General features: G+C 44.5%; 15 protein-coding genes and 2 tRNA genes. 6 read left to right on the forward strand and 11 right to left on the reverse strand.

From position 1 onward, the window contains the following. Positions 1 to 2: 2 nt before the first annotated feature. The 4 genes from ACT3TH_RS01840 to ACT3TH_RS01855 all read right to left on the reverse strand — a co-directional run bounded on the left by ACT3TH_RS01840 (position 3) and on the right by ACT3TH_RS01855 (position 6,570). A complete protein-coding gene (locus tag ACT3TH_RS01840) occupies positions 3 to 281 on the reverse strand; it encodes a hypothetical protein (RefSeq protein ID WP_444754146.1) in 279 nt (92 codons plus the stop codon). Between the two features lie 245 nt (positions 282 to 526). Continuing rightward, complete coding sequence (locus ACT3TH_RS01845) at positions 527 to 1,195, reverse strand: glutathione S-transferase (protein WP_444754147.1); 669 nt, start codon at positions 1,193 to 1,195, stop codon at positions 527 to 529. Between the two features lie 284 nt (positions 1,196 to 1,479). Next, the gene (gene gyrA / locus ACT3TH_RS01850; protein ID WP_444754148.1) at positions 1,480 to 4,311 is read right to left on the reverse strand and encodes a DNA gyrase subunit A; all 2,832 of its coding nucleotides are present in this window, start codon (positions 4,309 to 4,311) and stop codon (positions 1,480 to 1,482) included. Positions 4,312 to 4,881: 570 nt separating this feature from the next. Next, a complete protein-coding gene (locus ACT3TH_RS01855; RefSeq protein WP_444754149.1) occupies positions 4,882 to 6,570 on the reverse strand; it encodes an alpha/beta hydrolase family protein in 1,689 nt (562 codons plus the stop codon). 310 nt (positions 6,571 to 6,880) lie between these two features. Here ACT3TH_RS01855 and ACT3TH_RS01860 point away from each other — a divergent pair, with 310 nt between their 5' ends. After that, positions 6,881 to 7,813, forward strand: a complete 933-nt coding sequence (locus ACT3TH_RS01860; protein ID WP_444754150.1) for a methyltransferase domain-containing protein — start codon at positions 6,881 to 6,883, stop codon at positions 7,811 to 7,813. A gap of 5 nt (positions 7,814 to 7,818) precedes the next feature. On the opposite strand, the gene ACT3TH_RS01865 is transcribed toward ACT3TH_RS01860, so the two are convergent. From ACT3TH_RS01865 to ACT3TH_RS01895, 7 genes are all read right to left on the reverse strand, one after another. After that, a complete protein-coding gene (locus ACT3TH_RS01865; protein WP_444754151.1) occupies positions 7,819 to 8,991 on the reverse strand; it encodes an ABC transporter ATP-binding protein in 1,173 nt (390 codons plus the stop codon). A gap of 99 nt (positions 8,992 to 9,090) precedes the next feature. After that, positions 9,091 to 10,767 (reverse strand): ABC transporter permease, encoded by a 1,677-nt coding sequence (locus ACT3TH_RS01870; protein ID WP_444754152.1) that lies wholly within the window; start codon positions 10,765 to 10,767, stop codon positions 9,091 to 9,093. Between the two features lie 200 nt (positions 10,768 to 10,967). After that, positions 10,968 to 12,098, reverse strand: a complete 1,131-nt coding sequence (locus ACT3TH_RS01875) for a Fe(3+) ABC transporter substrate-binding protein (protein ID WP_444754153.1) — start codon at positions 12,096 to 12,098, stop codon at positions 10,968 to 10,970. Positions 12,099 to 12,375: 277 nt separating this feature from the next. Next, positions 12,376 to 13,128 (reverse strand): 16S rRNA (uracil(1498)-N(3))-methyltransferase, encoded by a 753-nt coding sequence (locus ACT3TH_RS01880; protein WP_444754154.1) that lies wholly within the window; start codon positions 13,126 to 13,128, stop codon positions 12,376 to 12,378. Continuing rightward, positions 13,125 to 14,747 carry a 3-deoxy-D-manno-octulosonic acid transferase gene (locus ACT3TH_RS01885; protein WP_444754155.1) on the reverse strand — a complete coding sequence of 541 codons (1,623 nt, stop codon included), beginning with the start codon at positions 14,745 to 14,747 and terminating at the stop codon, positions 13,125 to 13,127. The genes ACT3TH_RS01880 and ACT3TH_RS01885 overlap by 4 nt, the downstream gene beginning before the upstream one ends. A gap of 119 nt (positions 14,748 to 14,866) precedes the next feature. Then, positions 14,867 to 16,330: a tetratricopeptide repeat protein gene (locus tag ACT3TH_RS01890; RefSeq protein WP_444754156.1), complete on the reverse strand. Its 1,464-nt coding sequence runs from the start codon at positions 16,328 to 16,330 to the stop codon at positions 14,867 to 14,869. Positions 16,331 to 16,586: 256 nt separating this feature from the next. After that, positions 16,587 to 18,212: a cardiolipin synthase gene (locus tag ACT3TH_RS01895; protein ID WP_444754268.1), complete on the reverse strand. Its 1,626-nt coding sequence runs from the start codon at positions 18,210 to 18,212 to the stop codon at positions 16,587 to 16,589. Between the two features lie 433 nt (positions 18,213 to 18,645). On the opposite strand from ACT3TH_RS01895, the gene ACT3TH_RS01900 reads away from it, so the two are divergent. The 5 genes from ACT3TH_RS01900 (at position 18,646) to kdpB (ending at position 23,271) form a co-directional block, all read left to right on the forward strand. Then, positions 18,646 to 18,721, forward strand: a tRNA-Val gene (locus tag ACT3TH_RS01900). Positions 18,722 to 18,761: 40 nt separating this feature from the next. Continuing rightward, positions 18,762 to 18,838 (forward strand) — tRNA-Asp (locus tag ACT3TH_RS01905). Positions 18,839 to 19,232: 394 nt separating this feature from the next. Continuing rightward, entirely contained in the window at positions 19,233 to 19,313 is an 81-nt protein-coding gene (gene kdpF / locus ACT3TH_RS01910; RefSeq protein ID WP_444754269.1) for a K(+)-transporting ATPase subunit F, read from the forward strand. Then, on the forward strand, positions 19,313 to 21,025 hold the full coding sequence (gene kdpA, locus ACT3TH_RS01915) for a potassium-transporting ATPase subunit KdpA (protein WP_444754157.1): 1,713 nt from the start codon (positions 19,313 to 19,315) through the stop codon (positions 21,023 to 21,025). The genes kdpF and kdpA overlap by 1 nt, the downstream gene beginning before the upstream one ends. Before the next feature lie 107 nt (positions 21,026 to 21,132). Next, positions 21,133 to 23,271 carry a potassium-transporting ATPase subunit KdpB gene (gene kdpB / locus ACT3TH_RS01920; RefSeq protein WP_444754158.1) on the forward strand — a complete coding sequence of 713 codons (2,139 nt, stop codon included), beginning with the start codon at positions 21,133 to 21,135 and terminating at the stop codon, positions 23,269 to 23,271. The last annotated feature ends 2 nt before the right edge of the window (positions 23,272 to 23,273 follow it).

The following is a 23,273-nucleotide window of genomic DNA, read 5'->3' on the forward strand; positions in this document are numbered from 1 at the left end:
GACTACGACAACTGACACAACATGGTTTTTTGACCTTCAATCATTTGCCCGCCATTGGCTCTACACTCACTGACCGCATTGGATTCATAAGACTTCCAGCCGCCATAAAAGCTGGCCATACACAACAAAACCACCAATATCTTTTGTGTCCACGACTTAATAGACACTTGCTGTGCACGGATTTCTTGGTCAGTCCCAGCATGATGATTAACATTAACACTGTTATCAGCATCAATATTGCTATCTAATTTGTGTTTGGTCAGCTTGTCTTGGTCACTCATGGTACTACCTTCTTTATATGCTATTGTTAAATATAGTCGATATTCAATAAAATGGATATACCATATTATAATGCGTGACTGGTAAAAAATTTTCTTGCTGGCTGTGCCTACGCCGACAGAGGCAACAGAAATTTATACCAGTCACGCTGTATCTCACTTATATCGACTTGGCTATCAGAATCAAAAACGCTCACAATAGCATATTATTTCTTTAAAACGTCGGTGTCTTTAAAACTTGGGTATCTTTAAAACTTTGGCGTACCGCCTTTTTCTTCGGCACGTTTGAATGCAGGACGCTCATGACAACGCTTGAGCCAGTTCAATAAATTGACGTGTCTGACTTTGTCCATTCCTGCACGTGCATTGGACGCTGCGACTACGATGTACATTTGAATGTCAGCAGCACTGAACGTTTCACCAGCAAACCAATGATTGTCCTGTAGGTGATCTTCCATCAGCTTAAGGTTGTTCATGATATTATTGTTAATCATGCCATCTTCAACCTGCTTACGAATGCCTTTGCTAATTGGTTTGATCAGCATGGGCGATCTTTCAACCACTTTACTAAAGATCAGACGCATAACCAATTGCGGCATCGCTGTGGCTTCGGCAAAATGCAGCCAAAAAGTATAAGCTTCCCACGCCGCTTCATTATCATCACTAGGTTTAAATTGATGATCAGTATCATAGTGCCTGAGTAAATACTCGATAATAAAACCCGACTCTGCCAACGCGCGACCATCAACTTCAAGCACGGGCGTATGACCGAGTGGATGAACCTTTTTTAAGCTCTCAGGTGCCAGATAGGACTTAGTACGCTCGTAGCTGGTCAGCTTATAATCCAACTCCAGCTCTTCTAATAGCCATAAGATACGAAACGAGCGCGAGTTGTTTAAATGATGCAGATTTAACATAAACCATCCTAGTTATAGTGTGAATTATTAATCATATTTTGTGTATGAAGTCTCACGTTAAACGCAGCGTGATACTACTGATATCGATGATAGCGTAATTAATCTGCCTTTAACATAGGTGCTATGTAGAGTAATGGCTCAAAATTGTGCCTGCTAAGTCAATTCTTATGTCTCTATCTATCAACCTTGCATAAAAAAGCCTCCAACGCTGACGTTAGAGGCTTTTGCTCAGATAATTTTTATAACAACATAAAGCTAAAGCAATGTGTCAATTGCCAAGTGCATTATTCGTCTTCGTCCGTTGCTTCACTTGATGCGTCATCATCCAATTTATAATCATTGGCGATATCGATCGCGTCATTGACATCCGTCATTGCTTCATTGCCAACTGCCGCGTCAATATCTCGCTGCTCTTGACCTCCCACATCAAACGTACCGTCTTCTCTCATTGCATCGATAAGCTCATTGTCGCTTTCTTCGTTTTCAACACGCGCCATGGCCACCAGCTTTTCATCTTTTGACAAACGGATTAGCGTAACACCTTGGGTATTACGACCAGAGCTGGCGACATACTCAACTGGCGTGCGCACGAGCGTTCCTTTATCTGAGATTAAGATAATGTCATCTTCAGGCTCTACTTTGGTCGCACGAACCAATGCCCCATTACGCGCACTAGTCTTAATAGCGATCACGCCGCCGCCGCCACGATTTTGAGTATTGAACTCATCGATAAACGTACGTTTACCAAAGCCATTTTCACAAGCGATGAGGATCTCTCGCACATCATCTTCGATAACGACCAATGACTTGATAAATTCATCAGCAGCCAGACGCATACCGCGTACGCCTTTTGCCGTACGGCCCATTGCGCGAGCATCGTTTTCATCAAAACGAATGGCTTTACCACTTGAAGCAAACAACATGACTTCTTGGCTACCATTAGTAATGCGCGCACTCACCAACTTGTCACCTTCTTCCAATCCAACAGCAATCAAGCCATTCGAGCGAATGTTGGCAAATTGCTTAAGCTCTACTCGCTTGACAGTACCATTGGCGGTGGCGAAGAAGACAAAAGGAGGCTCTGCATTATTACTGTCTTCTAACGAGTCATCCTCGTTACCTACTGATGGCATACTGCCTTTTGCAGATAAATCTTCTACTATTTTTGGAATCGGCAGAATGGTTGTGACGGTTTCGTCGCCATTCAAACCAATGAGATTGACCAATGGACGACCACGCGCACCGCGACTAGCGATTGGTACTTCAAAACCGCGCAAACTAAAGACGCGTCCACTGTCCGTAAAGCACAATACGGTCGCATGCGTTGAGGTCACGACTAAATGGTCGATCACATCATCTTCTTTCATGGCGGTTGCAGACTTGCCTTTACCGCCGCGTTTTTGCGCGACATAATCATCAATCGGCTGAGTTTTCGCATAACCCGTACGTGAGACAGTCATAACGACTGTCTGTTCAGGAATCAAGTCTTCACGGTTAAAATCAGTGCGTGAGTCGATGATATCTGTGCGGCGCTCATCACCAAAATTGTCACGAATCTCAATCATCTCGTTAGAGATAATGGTCATTAGCTTATCAAAGTCGCCTAAGATAGATTCTAAATGCGTGATTTCGCGCAGCAAATCTTGATACTCTTCGGTCAATTTGTCTTGTTCAAGACCCGTTAAGCGATGCAATTGCATGTCTAAAATGGCGTTGACCTGCTCAAGCGACAAACGATAGCGCTGCTCGCCGTCAGTTTCACCATCGATCAAACCAAATGGTGCTTTAGGATCTTCACCTTCAATGAAATCAGGACGGACTGATTGGCTGCCAGCTGCTGTTAGCATGGCCACAACGCTACCTGAACCCCAAGTGTTGTTAAGTAAGCTTTCACGTGCAAGACCACGGTTAGCAGAGGCTTTGATCGTTGCAATAATCTCGTCGATATTGGCAAGGGCAACGGTCAAACCTTCTAATAAATGCCCACGAACGCGTGCTTTATTTAACTCATAAATGGTACGGCGCGTCACGACTTCTTGACGATGACGCACAAAAGCAGCAATAAGCTGACGTAATGTCAATAGCTTTGGCTGTCCGTTGTCCAAAGCCACCATATTGATACTAAAGCTCGACTCAAGCGGGGTCTGTAAGAACAAGTTGTTGACGATCACTTCCGCTGTTTCACCGCGGCGCAAGTCAATAGCAATACGCATGCCGTCTTTATCAGATTCATCACGAATCTCACTGATGCCTTCGATTTTTTTATCACGTACGAGTTCTGCGATACGCTCAATCAGTTTGGCTTTATTGGCTTGATAAGGGACTTCAGTGAAGACAATACGCTCACGATCACGATTGACACCCGTATCACTCATGGCTTCGATATGGTAACGACCACGTATGTGCAAACGGCCTTTGCCCGTACGATAAGCATCTAAAATGCCTGCACGGCCATAGATAATGCCGCCTGTCGGGAAATCAGGACCTGAAATATGTGACATCAACTCTTCAGCTGAGACTTGCGGGTTTTGGGCATACGCCAAACAAGCATTGATCACTTCGGTCAGATTGTGCGGTGCCATGTTGGTCGCCATACCGACTGCAATACCAGTCGCGCCATTGACCAACAAGTTAGGAATACGGGCTGGCATAACGCTTGGCATGCGCTCAGAGCCATCGTAGTTGTCTTCCCAATCGACCGTGTCTTTATCCAGATCAGCCAGCATTTGGTGCGTCAGTTTAGTCATACGAACTTCGGTATAACGCATTGCCGCCGGTGGATCGTCATCAATTGAGCCAAAGTTACCTTGACCATCGACCATGGGATAGCGCAAGCTAAAATCCTGTGCCATACGCACAATGGCGTCATATACAGCACTGTCGCCATGCGGGTGATATTTACCAATGACATCACCGACCACACGTGCTGATTTCTTATAAGGCTTGTTATAATCATTAGATAGCACATGCATGGCGTACATTACGCGACGGTGTACAGGCTTGAACCCATCACGCACATCAGGTAGCGCACGCGAGACGATCACGCTCATCGCATAATCCAAATAGGATTGTTTTAGTTCATCTACAATGCCAATAGGACTGACCGATTCGCTCATATACGCTCCTTCACTTTCATTCTTTTTCTAATGCAAACACTGTTTAAGAAACTTATGCACTATACAAAAAATAGCTGCATCAATTCGCAGCTACTATAAAAATAGTGACCATAAAAGCAATACTAAACGTGCAAAACACTAGGAAAACGACGATAGTTTTAATGTTTAGTAAAAGAAGCTATTTTAGCACAAAATTGCTGATTTAGGGGCATCTGACTGTCATTAAAATCAAGGAAAACAGCTTATTAGCGACCTTATTTTGACGAATCGTTATCCACTAAGTCTATATCAATTACAAGTTATTTTTGAGTGGCTGATTTTGCCATTTTTACAAACAAACTTACTATCTTTTGAGCGGTGGGACACCCCGCCCATTTTGCCAGAATATAGCGTGTTTTTTACTTATGCTTGACTTATAGGCATGGCAACTAAAGCGATTGCAAATAGCGACAACATCATTGATTTCATTTTTCTCTTCTCCGTTAGTAAAATATATCCATTAAAAAAACTGCACCCAGCGAGTACAGTTTTTGCGGTTAAAACAACAGTTTCGATTAGGTTTAAATGGTATTAAATGGCTTTGAACTCTTGATTAAAGAACTCGCGAGTGGCTTGGGTACAAGCAGTACTGACTAAGCCACCATGGTAGTTTGCTAGAACTGCGGTTCCTGCGGCTTGTGCTAACACATTTGGATCGGTTACTCCTGCGGCTTGAGCGTCTGCAACGGCTTTATTTTGAACAGCTGTCAAAGTTGCAGTAAATCTGCCTTGTACATTATCCAGTACGCTCGTTGTCATCCATGGGTTGCTCATGGCATTACCAATTGGCGTTACTGCACCTCGATCACCCCGTGTATCAACATCTAATACTGTGACGTTAAGATTATTGGATGACGCAGCGGCTTGCAGTATCGCAGCCACTGAGCCTGTGTTTAGATCATAATAAACGGTTGGGTCTTGATTACCGCCGCATAGTAGCGTTGGCATCTTAGGTATATAACCGCGCAAATCATTGTCTTTTAACGCTTTACGTAGCTCATTTTGTGGATTAGCGGCTGGCAATACTCCCGTGCTCACCACTAGGCTATCAGGGCGTTGCAAGGCATCTTTCACATAGGCGGCGCGGAAGTCCGTTTTTATCAGATATTTATCATCGTCAAATCCTAAGAACGCAAAAGGTAAATTGCTAGTTGGGAGTTGATCGAGAATAGGATTATTGGTAGGTTTTGACTGGAAGATCGCATTATCAGGTAGCTTACCATCGTTTACCAATTCACCAAAAGTTTGCATACTTGGCAGCTGAGTATTAGCATACTGCGCCGAAAAGATATCTGATCTGTTGCCATAGATATTTTTGTATTTTTTCTGCATGCCTTCTGCCAATAATGGCGCAAAACGTGTCGCACCAACATTCACATTGCCCGCAAAAATAGCATCACCAAATGCAGCTAACGCATAAGGGCCTGAAGAAGGCGCAATCGCAGTGACTGGCTCGTTTTGCTCGTCTAGCAGCCGCGCCGTTGCCATGGCGACATGCCCACCTTGTGAGTATCCGCTAATGAACAGTTTGCCTGAGTCATTGATGTTGGCGTAAGTGCTGGCATTCTCACGTTTTTTCCGGTCGATGATAGTACGCGCGCCATCCAAAGCATCAACCATATCCATAGCTTGCTGATCTGCCACCAAATATGGATGATAATCAAGATCAGACTCATCATAACCCGCATAGTTTGGTGCTACCACAATATAACCTTGGGCGGCAAAGTTTGCGGCTATCAGAGTGGCCTCGCTAACTGCTGGGTTTTGGGGATTGGCTACTTGACTAAAATCATAATCTTTATCAGTAGTAGTGCCATGAGCGTAGAGCAAGACAGGTCGATCACCTTGGCAGTCCGCACTATTGCCACTTGGTAGCATTAATGCAGCCGTCGCCTTCGTTCGCTCGCCTGCTGCGCCTACTGTCAAGTAACTGACTTTTTCAATTTTGATGTCACATTTGGCTTCAGGGGCGGCAGTATTTCCAAACCCATTATCTATCTGAGCAGTGGTAAACGCGCTGATCGGTTTTACTGTTGTAGCATAGCTCACGATCTCATCATCATCATCTCCACAACCCGCCAGCAATAAGCTACTAGCAACGGCAACTGACAATAGGCAACGTGACATAGTTGGCTGATGAGTTATAGTTTTAGAGGTCGAGGGGTCAGTATTGATAACTGATTTGGCGATGGTACGGGTGGCAGACTTGAATATTATCATCGTTACTATCCTTAGCAGTGGTAAGTCAATTGATTGCCGAGAGTCCCTGGCAGCAGATAAAGTCAGTTTGGCAAAATCCCTTAATCAACGATTGGTATTAAACATTTTGAGTAAAATAGATGTGACAAGAATTGTTGCTAAAACCTTACTATTTATACCGCAAAATATTATGAAAAGCTACTGCAAAGCATATACTCAGTGTCGTCTTTAACGCTATATGATAGTACTAATAGTCATTGCACTCCTAGCTTCGCCTCACTCTTTGTTGTACGATGTTGCAAAATCCCACCTTGATATAGACTTCTCTTTTATGCAAACAATCCCTCAAAATGCAATCCATCAAGACACAGCAACATATGACGATTCATCAATAGACTCAGTAGGGAAAATAGCCCAACAAGAAACTGTGCAACAAGACGCGCGTACTGATCGTAACTTTGATGCCATCGCTGACCATTTTGAAAAGAAGGTCTACGGCGGGTTAAAGGGAGAGATTCGCTTAGCTGTTTTACGCCGCGATATTTTTGAGTATTGCGCGCAGATGAGTGAAAGCCTTGGACGACCTTTGCGAGTTTTAGATGTGGGCGCAGGGCTTGCGCAAATTGCAATAGAGCTTGCCACTCAAGGTCATACGGTGGTTATCAATGATATTTCGGCCAACATGCTCGAAAAAGCAAAAGCAGGTGCAGAACAAATCGATGAAGACCTTGATATAACCTGGTACGTTTGTCCGTATCAAGGTCTCGAAGATAGACTGATTAAAGATAGTGAGCAAGAGCATACGGATAATACGATTGCAAAAGAAACCAAGTTTGATTTAATTATGTCGCACGCTTTGCTTGAGTGGCTAGCGGAACCTGCTTTGGTTATGGAGTTTTTTGATCGACAACTGATGGATCATGGCGTCCTGTCATTGTGCTTTTATAATCCCGCAAGTTTTGATTATCGTAACCTCATCATGGGTAACTTTAATTTGCTCGATAACACCGAATACAAAGCAGATAACAAAAAGAGCTTAACACCCAATTATCCAGTTGCTAAAGAAGAAGTAGAATCTTGGTTGGCAACGCACGATTATCGAACCGTAAAGACCAGCGGACTTCGCGTGTTTCATGATTATGCACCGCTCAAACGCGGCGGTCATAACGACCCAGATGCTGTGATACGAATGGAGCTGCGCTACTCACAGCTTGAACCCTATAAATGGCTTGGGCGTTATTTACACATCATGGCAACTCGGTAAGTTTTTTATAATGCTGACCAAGCCGTGGCATTGATTTCTTTTTCATCAAACACTACGATGTGCTCTAGCATAGGCAAGATACCAATCCGCGAGCCAATCTCGTGATTGTGATGGCTGGCAACTAACGACAATACTGTCTGTCCATCATCAAGCTGTAAGCGATATAAGTAGTTGGCACCTCGAAAAACGCGTCCAATGACCAACGCCGTTCGCGTACTATTGTCATCATGAATGATGTCATCAGGGCGTACAAGCACCTTAATTGGCGTGCCATTGGGATAGTCATAATGGCAATATTGCGGCTGTCCTGATGCATCAGAGACTTCCATGCGTCGATAAATATCACCCAGTGCTGTCTCAACCCGTCCGTCTCTAATGATACCGTTTATCATAGCGCCTTCACCAACAAACTCAGCAACGAAAGGACTGGTCGGCTCATGATACAACTCGCTTGGAGTCGCCCACTGTACCAGCTTACCTTTATCCATCACCCCTACTTTATCCGCTAGCGCAAATGCTTCGTTTTGGTCATGGGTGACTAAGATAGCGGTGGTATTGGTGCGTTTGAGAATATCACGGACACTCATTGCTAATGACTCGCGTAACACCACATCCAAATTAGAAAATGGCTCATCAAGCAGCAGCAGTTTGGGCTTGGGTGCCAAAGCTCGTGCTAAGGCCACTCGTTGCTGCTGTCCACCTGAAAGCTCATGTGGGCGTTTATCGGCATGCTCAGTTAATTCAACGAGGCTTAGCATGTCAGCAACTCGTGCCTTTTTGTCAGCAGCAGACCATTTATTCAGACCAAATGCGATGTTTTTCGCCACACTTAGGTGACCAAAAAGTGCATAGTCTTGAAATACCATGCCCATACCGCGCTTGGCTGGTACAACCGCAAATGATTGATGGGTGGTTTTTTCTGTCAAACGCTGATCGTTCAAATAAACGGTGCCAGCGCGGCTCGGTTCCAATCCTGCAATCGCTCGTAGCGCCGTAGTCTTCCCACAACCGCTATAACCCAAAAAGCAACCAATCTCGCCTTGTTGTAAGATAAACGATAGTCCATTGACGACAATCGTATCGTCATAGCCTACGATCAAATCTTGCACACTAAAGTAAGGATTGGTATCGTCCGTTGATTTAGAATCTGTTGAGTCTTTCATTGAATCCGTGCACATAGACGATACTCGTTAACCAATAATAAATAAAACCCGCAGATAAAACAGTAGAACCATCACAACGGCAATTGCCTGTTTTTGATTTATTTACCGTCCGTTTTAATGCTGTTTATCACTTTGACGCAATAATATCCAAACAGGTAGTAGCCCAACCAGCACAATCAACAAACTTGGCAATGCCGCGCGTCCCCACATCCCTTCGCTAGTCATCTCAAATACACGCACTGCCAGCGTATCCCAGCCTTGACGACGTGTCATCAACGTAATGGGCATCTCTTTCATGACTTCGACAAAACCTATCAACAACGCCGTCAATACCCCAGGACTCAGCACTGGCAACACCACTTGTCGCCACCTTTGATAAGCACTGTCGCTAAGTAACTTAGCCGCCGCTTCTTGGTTGACCGTCAAGCGCTGTAGTTGTCGATCGATTGGCTGAAAACTCACTGTCATAAAACGGGTTGATAGCGCGAGTAGCATTACAATCACACTGCCCGATAACACTTGCTTCGAGATCATACCAAAGGCAATCATTTGGTTGTCTAGCCAAGCAATCGGAATAAATATGCCCACTGCCAATACCGTACCTGGAACCACGTAACCCAAATTAGCCAAAGTCGTCAGCAGCTTGGTCAATTTATCAGGATATTGGCGCTTAATCCACGCAATAATAATAGCCAGAACCGCAATGAATAAGGTGGTCATGCTAGCGATGGTGACACTATTAATCACAAAATCAATATAACGCGCGTCAAAATCCTGCCGAAAATTCAACGCCGTCCAATATATCAGCTGTAAAAATGGTATGAAGAACGCCACTGCAAATACAAGTGTACACACTAATGCCATGAGCCATTTGACAGGCATGCTGGTTTCAAGACGTTGACTGCTGCCTTGGGTAGTCGAGTGACCACGTTTCGCCTGCCAATATTGTTCAAACAAAACCACGATAAAAACCACACTGATCAATAGTGCTGCTAACTGTGCGGCTGTCGTCAAGCTAAAAAAGCCAAACCATGCCTTATAAATAGCTGTGGTAAAAGTATCAACATTAAATACTGACACCGCGCCAAAGTCTGCCAAGGTTTCCATACTTGCCAGCAATAACCCACCAATTATCCAAGGTAATGCTTGTGGCAATGCTAGCCTAAAGAACACGCGACTGCGGCTTAGACCCAGCATTTGACCCGCTTCAATCGCACGCCTACCTTGTGACAAAAACGCTTGCCGCGCTAGTAAATAAACGTAAGGATAAAACGCCAATGACAATATCAAACCTGCACCCCACACATTGCGTACTGAGGGAATGGCTGTATCGATGCCGAAGTCCCGCAAACTTGTCTGTAAAGGGCCACTAAAATCAACAATACCGACGGTAACAAATGCTAAGACATAAGCTGGCATCGCGAGCGGCAACATCAGCGCCCACGAAAAAAAACGCTGCCCAGGGAAGCGGTACATGCTGGTTACCCAAGCGAGTGTCGTGCCAATAGTGCCAGAAATGGCTATAACCATGAATAATAAAATTGCGGTGTTTTTGAGTACTTGCGGTAGCACATACTCTGTCATGTGCGTCCAGATATCGGCGACTGGCTGTGTCCAAGATAACAATACGATCAAAATTGGCACCAGCATAAACAACGAAATCAGCCCTAAGACTGATTTTGAAAGAACACGTTTAAGAATAGCGCGGTCTTGACTGACAATCTGTTTCTGATCAATACGATCATTGACTGTACCCGTTTGATGAACGGACGTATCTGGCGGTGTGATCATATCTTCATTACCATACCTTATTACCCTATCGTACGCACAGAGACTTTATACCAGACCCAAGTATTTGATAAGCTTCATCACACTTATTTAAACACTTATTTAACTAATCAGCGGTCACTATAAAAACCTATTTATTAACGACCGTTGTCTTCGAGATTGGTATAAATGACCATTTATAAACCACAATGACTAGCAGCTCTCTATTTATACCCAGCCTTGTCCATCAATTGAATTGCTTGGGTTTGTAGCTCACCAAACTTCTGCACGTTAATGTCGTCTTTTTTGAACTGACCCCATGATCTGAGCATTTCTGACTCGTCGACGCCTTGTTTGACTGGGAATTCTTTGTCTGAGCTGGCATAAATACCCTGTGCTTCATCAGACGATAGCCATTCTATAAGTTTAAGCGTCCCATCTGGGTTGTCTGAGCTGGCAACCACACCTGCTCCCGAAATATTTGTATGCGTCCCAGTGGTGCCTTGGTTTGCCCAAAATAACTTCACAGGGAAAGTTGGTTTTTCATCCAGTAAACGACCATAATAATAACTATTGGCAATACCAACTTCACATTGACCAGCAGCGATCGCCTCCAACAACGCGGTGTCATCACTGAACACATCAGTGGCCAGATTATCAACCCACCCACGGATGACGGCTTCGGTTTTTTCTGCGCCCAAATGCTCTATCATGCTTGCTACAAGGGATTGGTTATAGACCTTTTTAGAGCTGCGTAGGCATAGCTTGCCTTTCCACTTTGGATCCGCCAAATCTGCATAAGTCGATAATTGGTCGGCGTTGACTTTGCTTGGGTCATAGAAGATAGTACGGGCGCGCAATGATAGGCCTGTCCATTGGCCTTTTGGATCACGATATTTTGCAGGGACATTTTTTTCTAACACTTCTGATGCCACTGGTTGAAGGAGGCCTTCTTGTGCCGCTTGCCATAAATTACCGGCGTCAACCGTCAATAACATATCAGCTGGCGTATTCTGACCTTCAGCTTTTAGACGTGCTAATAATGGGCCAATACTGTCCGTAACCAGCTCAACCTTCACGCCTGTTTTTTCAGTATAACGATCTAGCAAAGGTTTGATTAATTGCTCATTACGTGAAGAGTAGATAGTAACCGTGTGACTGTCAGTATTAGCAGCAGCTTCGGTAGTAGCGCCTTCTTCGGCACCAGTCGCCGCTGCCGCTGTTTCTGCCGCCCCGCTCTCTTCCGTCGTAGATGAATTATTGCATCCACTAAGCCCAAGCATTACGCCAAATACGGCAACAGGTAAGATAAGTTTACTGGACGTTAAAGTAGCGGTGATGGCATTCAATGACATGGTTTCCCCATAATAGTGCTATAAAAGATGAAATAAAGTGTCAAACATAGCTGGCTGGCTATTGACTGAATTGATTACTCATTATTAAAACGGATAAAACCAAAAAATATAAAAATAACATACTAATGTAAATGAGAGTAATTATCAATAAATTTGTTTGCCATTAAAAACCTTCAGAATCCTCTTTGTATTTGACCATTAAGAAGTCGAATATATCGCTCTTACTATTAATATTTTTGTAGAATTTATCATCGGATTGTCGATAGATAATCCTACCTTACAATAGCCATTGTCCCAATAGCGCATTCACTGCTGCCTCGGTACGTAGTATGCGTGGGCCTATATGCACGGCTTCACAACCTTGCGAGGCTAGCAGCTCTATCTCATAATCAATCCAGCCGCCTTCAGCACCGATACAGACCAAACTGGGCAAAGTTGATACCGACTGATTTTGCAGACGCTGGTTTTTTAAATACTGTTTTTTTAAATACTGGGCAAGTGACTGCGCACCATAAGGATGAGCCACGATAGCGCGATCAGTCATCAAACGCGCCAATTCGTCTTCCACAAAAGGTTTAAAGCGTTTTTGCAGGCTAATGCGAGGCATTATCGTATCAACGCCTTGTTGTAGCCCCTCTAATACAAATTCATCGAGGCGTGCAAGCATCGGGCTTTGCCAATAGCTTTTTTGGGTGCGGTAACTATTGATAAGAATGATATCGCGTACGCCAAGCGCTGTCATATCCATGATCAAACGCCGCAGCACTTTTGGCCGTGGTAATGCCAATACCACGGTCAAGTCCAGTTTGGGCGGCGGCGGCATTCTCAAGGTAACCTCACGCAATTGAATGCGATCAGGTTTTATGTCATCAATGATTGCCGTACCCAAATGACCACCTATTTGACCAATCTTGAGCGGCTCACCGACAGCTGCCACCAACACGTCAGTCACATGAGTGATTTGCGGTAAAGCAATTATTTGAGCCGTATCGTTTGAGAAGTTGGCTGCCGGTAGCAAAATACAATTCATGACGTCTTTGAGCTTGAGTGTTTTTCGATCACCTCAGTAATCATGGTAAGTTGACGAGGCAATACCGCTTGCTGCTGCTTCGTCATCTGCGCACCAGCTTGTCCCGCCAGTTTTGCCAATTCAAGATGATCAAGCCAAGACACAAGCTGCTGATAAATAAGCGTGCTGTCCTCATCTTTAGAAGACGGTTTGCGAGAGGAGTTTTTATTGACGTTTGATGTATTGTGCACGTCTATCTGTTTACTGTTACCAACAACGCCACCTGTTGCCACGTTTTTTTTAGTAGCAGGATGATAAAACGCATTGTTCGGCTGATACAGTGCCCCTACCTCAGACAATTTATCGACCACATTCTGACAAGACTGAGTGTAGCGCCCCATTATTACAGGCGTTGCCACACTTGCAGGCTCAACAGGATTGTGTCCGCCAATATCCACCAACGAGCCGCCTACCAGCGCCACATCGGCCAAGGTGTACCACGTCATGAGCTCACCCATGCTATCAGCCAGATAAACTTGCGTGTCTGCATCAATGGTTTCTTCTGTACTACGCCGTGCCATTTTTAATGCCGTGTTTTGGATAAGCTCCGCCACTTCGTCGAAACGCTCTGGGTGTCTGGGCACGATGATCAATAGCGTATCGGCCAGTGTAGAGTTGGACAACAGTTGCTTATGTAGCGCCAACGCTGTTTCTTCTTCGCCACTGTGCGTGCTTGCTGCTACCCAAATCTTTCGACCTGCTATTCCAAGCTTTTTTGCCAGTTCGGTTTGTTGGTTTGTTATATCAGGTTTTTGTGTATTTCCATGCTCTATATGAACCACTTCATCAACAATTTCGTCCATAGCTTTAGGAGTATTGATTACCCATTTTAACGAGCCAGCCACACGAATTTGTGCGCTATGCGCGCCCAATTGGCGAAAGCGTTTTGCCGATTCATTGTCTTGCGCAATGATTAATGTCAGGTTTTTCATCATACTGGCACTGACCGCAGCGATTTTTTGATAACTCTTAAAAGAAGACGCTGACAAACGACCATTGACTAACACGCTGGGAATGCGATGTTCAGAGAGTTTGGTTAAGATATTTGCCCAAAGCTCTGTCTCTACAAACAAAGCCGCAACGGGCTGCACATGCGCCAAGAACTTCTCAATCACGCTAGGGCTATCTACAGGTACGTAACTGTGACTCATGCGACCTTGATCAATCTCATCCGCGAAACGACTGGCACCGCGGGCAAACCCTGTCTGCGTGGTATTGGTTAGCCATATCTGATACCCATCAGCCAATAATGCATCTAACAAAGGTGCAACCGTATTGGTCTCACCCAATGAAACAGCATGGCACCAGATCACGCCTTTGTTAGCATAAGGCGAATTGGTATCAAGCATAGAGTCAACCGATGGACGGGCAGGATAATTTTTACCAAACCGTTGCTCAACTTCTCGTTGGTAATAGTCGCGCTTGTGTGAGCGTCGCCATACTTGTACGCGATATAGAGGCTTAAGTAATCCAATACCAAACTGGTAATAGAAAGGCGGCGCGGAAAAAGTGCGGCTGGACAACGATTCAATATCAGACGACTTTGAAGAACAATCAGAAGGGGTATGAGAAGATGGCATGAAGCAGCCTAGATTAGTAATGATTAAATGATAAAGAGACAACAGTAAAAAATGCGCCAATTCTACCTGAATTTAACGCGTAACAATAAGCTTTTAAAAGCGACGTACTATAAAAGGGGTCAGACGAGAAACAATATCAATATTGCTATCACGGTCACCGCACCAAGCAGTATTTGATAACGTTTGATGCTGTGCTGTTCTTGTTTTTGTGTGCTTATCAACTCTTGTGCCTGCTGCCAATGCACGACCAAATCGGCAGCTTCAACATGACCATTTTTGGCGGCTTGCGTGAGCCAGTACTGACCATTTTCTATGTCTTGTGCGACGCCTACTCCTTGATAGTACATCTTGCTTAAAAGACGCTGAGCGCGACTGTCATCTTTACTAGCGGCTTGCTTGACCCACTCAGCCCCTGATTCTTTCTCAGCAATATCATCAACAGTCAAGCCTTCACCAAGTAACTGATACATTGCCAAGCGCAACATGGCTGCGGTATTGCCAGCATTCGCCGCTCTTTGGAGCTTTAATAACGCTTGCTTTTTTGCAGCCAAATGACTTTCTGAAAACACAATTTGCATACGGGGTTTATCTTGCTTGGCAATATGCCGCTCAAATTGGTCCAATACGTCGCAAGCTTGCTGGTATTCGGTATTATGAGCTGTTTGAACCACGATAATCTCATCTAGCTCTGTCAGCAGCTGTGTGAACATCTCTGGTGTGGGCGATATTTTTAAAGAAGGGGCTGGTTTGGTCAATATAAGGTTGTCTGCGTCTGAGGACGTATTGGCCAGCAGGGTCTCAGCGTGAGCTAGTTGAGGTGTTGTATGACTGTCTTGTTTGGCTACATCAGTATTCTCTAATACTTCGTTGACCACTATGTCATCTGTTAGTTTTTTTAATGATTTTTCTGACAGCGGACCAGTATTTATTGATGCTTCAGTCTTTAAATGGATATCCGTATTTTTGCTGATATCAATATTTTGAATCGTATTGTGGGCGACGGTTTCGATGGCTGAGACATCGTTGGCATTTGGCAATCTTGTATTGACTGCTTGATATAGGCCGCTTGCTACCTGACCGCCCTGCACTGCCTCAAACGGTCGATCGATATGACCAAACAGACGCAATCCTATTGGTTCTAAGGCAAAAAATACAGACGTATCGGCATTGCTCTCAACATCGTCACGATAGACGACTGCCATATGTTGATAAAAATCATCAGTTATTAATGATAAATGAGGATAACGCTTACGTAGCTCGAATTGACCATACCAATGCGGCGATTTTTGCCATTGACGTGCCAAGACTCGTCCTGCGTAAAACGCCAAAAATACCATAAAGTTACGATAACGTTCATCGACCAGTATCGTCTCTTCATGCCACTGACCTACTTTAATCATGTCACGGCGTATCTGCGACAATAGTGTATCTATACGCTGCAAACTTGCCAGCGACTCATCCAACACGCAACTGCGGAGCTCAGCTTCATATGCTATACCACCTGCGATAGGACGCTCAGCTAAAAAATCTTGCCAATACCCTGCTGCGATATAATCAAGTGGCGTCAAGAGCGATGCAGACATAGACAAACCTGTCCTTTTTGTCAATAAACTGAGAATATAGTCGATTTAATTTAAGAAGAGTACAGTACTGCTGGGATGAATTTTTCGAAGCCGCTGTCCGTAACGTCATAGCAAGCGAGAAAGTTTGTACCAACAGAACGTTTTTTTGCACAGCTCTTTTATTTTAAACTGACGATAAAATTGTCGTAATCATAAACGTCGTAATCATAAAACAAAGTTTAGGTTACTAGGTTACCTTAACCTAAAATTTGCAGCGCTACAATAAAGGACTAAACAGACGCACCACATTATCAAATAAATGCGCAGAACCATGACGTTGCTGCCACTCTTCCAAACCTAAAAACCGGCAATTTTGCAAGTAAACTTCTTGACAATCAGACACTTGCGCGACCATCTCTGGTGTATAAATGGCTAAGCTAACTTCCATATTCAGATAAAAACTGCGCATATCAATATTGACCGTGCCAAACAGACAATAATCATCATCGATGACCACCGTTTTTGTATGTAGCAGCCCCCCTTTAAACAAGGCAATAGTCACGCCAGCCTCCAGCAATTCTTGATAGTAGGCTTGTGATGCATGCTGCACAAGAAAAGAATCGACTTTCTCAGGGACAATCAGTGTTACCTCAACCCCGCGCTTGGCTGCTATCATGAGCGCTCCTGATAGCGCTTCATCAGGGACAAAATATGGCGTGGTCATGCAAATGCGTTTATTGGCGCGATGAATAACTGTGACCAATGTATTATAAATTACATGCGCAGTTACTTGCGGTGCTGAAGGTATCAGCTGTGCCAAGACCCCTTCTACGACTGGCATCTTAGGTATCACAATCGATGTCGAGCCAATGTCTGGCTGCTCATGGTTATCCATATTGCTACCCAATACTTTAACCCGACTGTTTAGATCGTTAATCGTTGGATCCATCACGTATAGCTTACGAGTATAACTATTGACTCGATGATGAAGCGCATTTAGATTGTCGTTGTTTTCAGCACCGATATCTGTCGCCACCACGACTGCCATGGCTGTAGTAATACTAATAGACTGAGGGCTGGTCGTACGTATTGCTACATCGATCCACTGGCCAACATTTTTATTTTGTTTAAAAAACTTTGGATCAACCAAATTAAAGCTACCGATATAACCAATACACTCATCGAAGACCACAAGTTTGCGATGATTACGCAAATCTGAACGTTTAAATAACGTCTTAAACAGCCCCACTGGCAGCGACTGATGAACGAAAACACCTGATTTCTCTAGCGAGCGGTGCGCGCTGCTGTTAAAAAAGCTAAAGCTTCCCACACTATCCGCCAATATATGGCACTCTACGCCGCGCTGCGCAGCCGCTGCTAACGCATCCATCACCTCTAATACTTGCCCCTTAGGATAAACAATATAAAACTCCATGAGAATAATACGCTGAGCTGCATTTATATCTTTAATCAAGCTTTGAAAAATAGTGTTCGGATCCGTCAGTAACTGCATATGATGCTCAGGAAACACACCAAGGCCTGTCCAGCGCGTGCCTATCTGGCTGACACCGCGATAATTGGCAGGCAATAACTCCTGTCCTTGATCAAACACCAAATGCTCGCGTCGCGCCATATCATTCATCATTAGATTGGCTTGATCTACTCGTTCACGATAACGCCGACCAATCATGGGCTCACCCAGCAAAAGGTAAGCGATGAATCCAAAAAGAGGTAAGGTGTATAGTACAGCGACCCAAGCAATCGACACTCCAATATTGCGCTGCACCGTTACAATCCGTAGCGTCATTACGATCATCAGAACAATATGAAATACCAAACCCAGCCCAGCAAAGTCTCCCCATGACCATGTGGTAAAGGTTTTTTCAAGAGTAAAAGTATCTATGCCTGCCTCCGTCGATCAAGATAAAATATCGCGTAATTCATAAAGTATCAATAATATAAAATCTCAATAGTATAGTAGCTTTTGACCATCAAACAATAGAGAACATTGATAAATGTCTTGCCAGTAGCTCTAATAAAAGCCTAGCTTAAGCCATTGTAAATAATACAATTAAAGATATGGGTTTAATTATTTGCTAAAATCATTAAAATATCGTTTGACAGCCATACGTAAATCTATATAATACACACCCACAGCAAGGGGACTTAGTTGAGTTAGCTTCTGTGAAAGTTGATTAAGAGGTGACAATCTTAATTGGCTAGATTTTAAGGAAACTTTTCAAACCAATTAAAGGTGTGAAGTTTCTAGAATTTTCCCTTTAAGGAAAATTCTCTTGCGAACCTAAAATTGCACTGCAATTTTTTAACGGTTCTCAGGGTGATTAGCTCAGTTGGTAGAGCGTCTGCCTTACACGCAGAATGTCGGCGGTTCGAATCCGTCATCACCCACCACTCATTTAGCTAGGTGGTAAAACAAGCTAAAACGACCTAAGCAGCGGTAGTTCAGTTGGTTAGAATACCGGCCTGTCACGCCGGGGGTCGCGGGTTCGAGTCCCGTCCGCTGCGCCATATTTAAAACAAATTTAAACTTACGAGTTTAAGCAAGTTTCGCCTCAAACATAACTTTGTTTGGGGTTTTTTTGTGTCTGTAGATTTGTATTAGGTTTTCTAAGTAGCAACCATGTTCGCCAAACAGTTGAAGACATCCCCCTCTCATCTTCGTCTTTATACTTTCTTTATATCTCACCTCGTTATCTTGACAACACTTTTATACCCCTCTTGGCATACTGTCTCAATCAATAAATGATCAGTAAATGAATATCTGGTAAGCGATATAGACGTATAAAAACCAAGTGACAGATGCTCGTCAAATATCAGCGAGCGTCATGCTAATCCTTGTGTCCTATTATCACTGCCGACTCACTATTCATAGCGGATCTTCATTATTATTTGGGAGAGTGTTATGGACGTTTTTGCTGGGTTTCTCGCCCTCGGTTTATTCATATATTTGTTATATGTACTGATTAAACCGGAGGCATTCTGATGACAATGTATGCACTATCACAGCTGGTTATATACCTGCTTATTTTGTTTGTTTTAGGATATTTTTTATCAGGTTATATGCTCCAAAGGATGCAAGCACCTGTCTCTGCCCTTGAGTCACGCATCTTTAATGTATTTGGCATGATTGGACGAGATAACAAGGGCAATCATGCTTTTGGTATGAATTGGAAGCAATATGCGCTAGCCATCGTTTTATTTAATGTCATTGGATTTGTGGCGTTGTTTATTTTGCAATTGGCGCAAGGACGCTTACCGCTCAACCCAGCAAATATGACAGGCATCACTTGGGACTTAGCCATGAACACCGCCGTCAGTTTCATGACCAATACCAATTGGCAGGCTTATGGCGGTGAAAGTAGCATGAGCTACCTGACGCAAATGATGGGTATGTCCTTACAAAACTTTTTGTCTGCGGCAACGGGTATCGTGGTGGCTTTTGCCTTAATGCGGGGCTTGGTGCTCAAGCAAAGCGCTCATTTGGGTAATGCTTGGATAGACTTATGGCGTTGTAATATTTATATCCTACTGCCAATAGCTGCAATTATAGCAGTGATGTTAATGAGTCAAGGTGTCATACAAACGCTATCAACGTATATGGATGTACAAACGCTACAAGGCGACACCCAAACGATTGCATTGGGTCCTGTGGCCTCACAAGAAGCCATTAAGATGCTAGGCACCAATGGTGGCGGATTCTTTAATACCAACTCCGCTCACCCATTTGAGAACCCCACGCCTCTTTCTAACTTTATTCAAATGTTGGCCATCTTTTTGATTCCAACCGCGCTTTGTTTTTGTCTTGGCAAGATAAGCGGCAACCTAAAACAAGGTTTGGCCATTTTGGGTGCGATGACTGTTCTGTTCGTGGGCATGTACTCCTTAACCGTTAGTAGTGAGCTTGCTGGCAATCCTTGGTTAGCAGCGCAAGTTCAAGGAATTACTGATGCCAGCGTGAGCGGCAACATGGAAGGTAAAGAAGTACGTTTCGGTATTGTGGCCTCGTCGCTGTTTGCCACTATCACGACGGCGGCATCATGTGGCGCGGTAAATGCGATGCACGATTCATTCACGCCCCTTGGCAGTCTTAGCACCATGCTACAGATGCAATTGGGTGAAGTCGTATTTGGCGGTGTGGGCGCAGGTCTTTATGGCATGTTGCTCTTCGCCATATTGGCGGTATTTGTTTCAGGCCTCATGATTGGCCGTACGCCTGAATATCTTGGCAAAAAAATCGAACCTTTTGAGATGAAAATGGTTGTATTGGCGCTATTGGCCGCGCCGCTCATGGTACTACTCGGCACTGCAATCAGTGTGATGACGCCTTCTGGTCAAGCTGGCATTTTCAATCCTGGTGCACATGGTTTTAGTGAAGTGCTCTACGCCTTCAGTTCCGCTGCCAACAACAATGGTTCAGCGTTTGCAGGCTTAGGCGCTAACTCTATCTTTTATAACGTCATGCTTGGCATCTCTATGCTGGTTGGACGCTTTGGCGTGATTATTCCTGTATTGGCTTTGGCTGGCTCGTTGGCCAAAAAACCCAGACTAGAAGTTAATAGCGGGACCCTGCCTACCACGACGCCTTTGTTTGTGGGACTTTTAGTCGGTACTGTACTCATGATTGGCGCACTGACCTTTGTACCTGCTTTAGCGCTCGGCCCTATCATAGAGCAGATTTGGATGTTGGGAGGCTAACCACTTTATTGTTGGTTAACACTACGCGAGTTATTTATCTACTTATAGATTAACTCTATCCCTAGCAATGAATCGACCCATTTTATGATTATGTGAGGAACACAAACATGAGCGTGATATCAGATCCTAATATGCAGGCTACAAGATTACAATCACAGCAAGACCCTAATAACTCAGGCACCCCTAAAAGACCGGCTCAAGGAATTCTTGATCCTGCCTTGATCAAACCCGCTCTAAAAGACGCCTTACTCAAGCTTGACCCAAGAGTCCAATGGCGCAATCCAGTGATGTTCGTCGTTTATGTCGGCTCACTGCTTACGAGCATTCTAGCCATTACTATGTTGGTTCAGTCACAAGCGGGCGTTGGTTTTACCTTAGCGATTACGTTTTGGTTGTGGTTTACGCTGTTGTTCGCAAATTTTGCTGAAGCCTTGGCGGAAGGTCGCAGCAAAGCCCAAGCCGCCAGCCTAAAACAAGCGCGTCAAGATGTGCAAGCTCGCAGACTTACTAGCGCCGATAGGCAGTCAGACCCTACTATGATTCAGGCAACTGACCTTAACCAAGATGACATCGTGTTAGTCAATGCAGGCGAAATCATTCCTGCCGATGGTGAAGTAATAGAAGGTCTGGCCTCCGTTGATGAGTCGGCGATTACTGGCGAGTCGGCACCCGTCATTCGCGAAAGCGGTGGCGATTTTAATGCGGTGACTGGTGGCACCAAAGTGTTGTCCGACTGGTTGATGATTCGTATCACTCAAGCCCCAGGGCAAGGGTTTTTGGATCGTATGATTGCCTTGGTAGAAGGCGCAAAACGTACCAAGACCCCTAATGAGATCGCATTGACTATCTTGTTAGTGGCACTGACCCTGATATTTTTGATGGTATGTGTCACCTTATTACCCTTTTCACAGTTTGCCGTGCTGTCTTCGGGCAATGGCGAGCCAATATCTATTGTAGTGTTGGTAGCACTATTGGTCTGTTTGATACCGACAACCATTGGTGGTCTATTATCAGCCATTGGCGTTGCAGGTATGAGCCGTATGATGCAAGCCAATGTCATCGCGACCTCTGGTCGTGCAGTAGAAGCGGCAGGTGATGTCGATGTTTTGCTACTTGATAAAACCGGTACCATTACTTACGGAAATCGACAAGCAGCGCTATTCATACCTGCTCAAGGGGTGACAGAAAGCCAGCTTGCTGAAGTAGCGCTCATCAGTTCATTAACGGATGAGACACCAGAAGGTCGCAGTATTGTCAAGCTTGCGCAAAGTCGCTTTGATATTGACGAAAATATGTGGAAATCTCGTCCATTTGAGACGATTGATTTTACCGCGCAGACACGTATGAGTGGGACTGATATCGACGAGCGTTGTATTCGTAAAGGCGCTTTTGATGCCATCGTAAAATGGGTTGAAACCCAAGGCGGCACACTTCCTAATAATCTAAATCAACAAGTAGAAGAAGTCGCTCGTCGTGGTAGTACGCCGCTGCTTGTTGCAGATAATGGGCAGCTACTTGGTGTCATTGAGCTAAAAGACGTGGTCAAATCCGGCATAAAAGAGCGGTTTGCTGAACTGCGCAAGATTGGCATTACCACCGTTATGATCACTGGTGATAACCCCCTAACCGCTGCCGCTATTGCTGCTGAAGCAGGCGTGGATGACTTTATGGCAGAAGCCACACCAGAACAGAAGCTAGAAAGAATCCGCAGTTACCAACGTCAAGGCAAGCTAGTCGCCATGACTGGAGACGGTACCAATGACGCGCCTTCTTTGGCACAAGCCGATGTTGCTGTCGCTATGAATAGTGGTACTCAAGCCGCCAAAGAAGCCGCCAACATGGTTGATTTGGATTCAAATCCGACCAAGCTCATTGAAGTGGTACAAACCGGTAAGCAGATGCTGATGACTCGCGGTGCCTTGACGACTTTTAGCCTTGCAAACGATATCGCTAAATATTTTGCGATTATTCCCGCTGCCTTTGCCAGTACGTACCCTGCTCTTGGTGTGCTCGATATTATGCAATTAGGCAGTCCCGAAAGCGCCATTTTGTCCGCCATCATTTTTAATGCCTTGATTATTGTCTTTCTTATTCCTTTGGCGCTGCGCGGCGTCACTTATAGACCCGACTCTGCCATCAATTTATTACGTCGCAACTTGATGATATATGGCTTGGGTGGACTGATTTTACCCTTTGTCGGCATCAAACTTATTGATCTGCTCATTAATGCATTGCACTTAGTATAACA

Origin of the sequence: Psychrobacter sp. AOP22-C1-C5 (assembly GCF_052378885.1) — a bacterium.
GTDB lineage: Bacteria > Pseudomonadota > Gammaproteobacteria > Pseudomonadales > Moraxellaceae > Psychrobacter.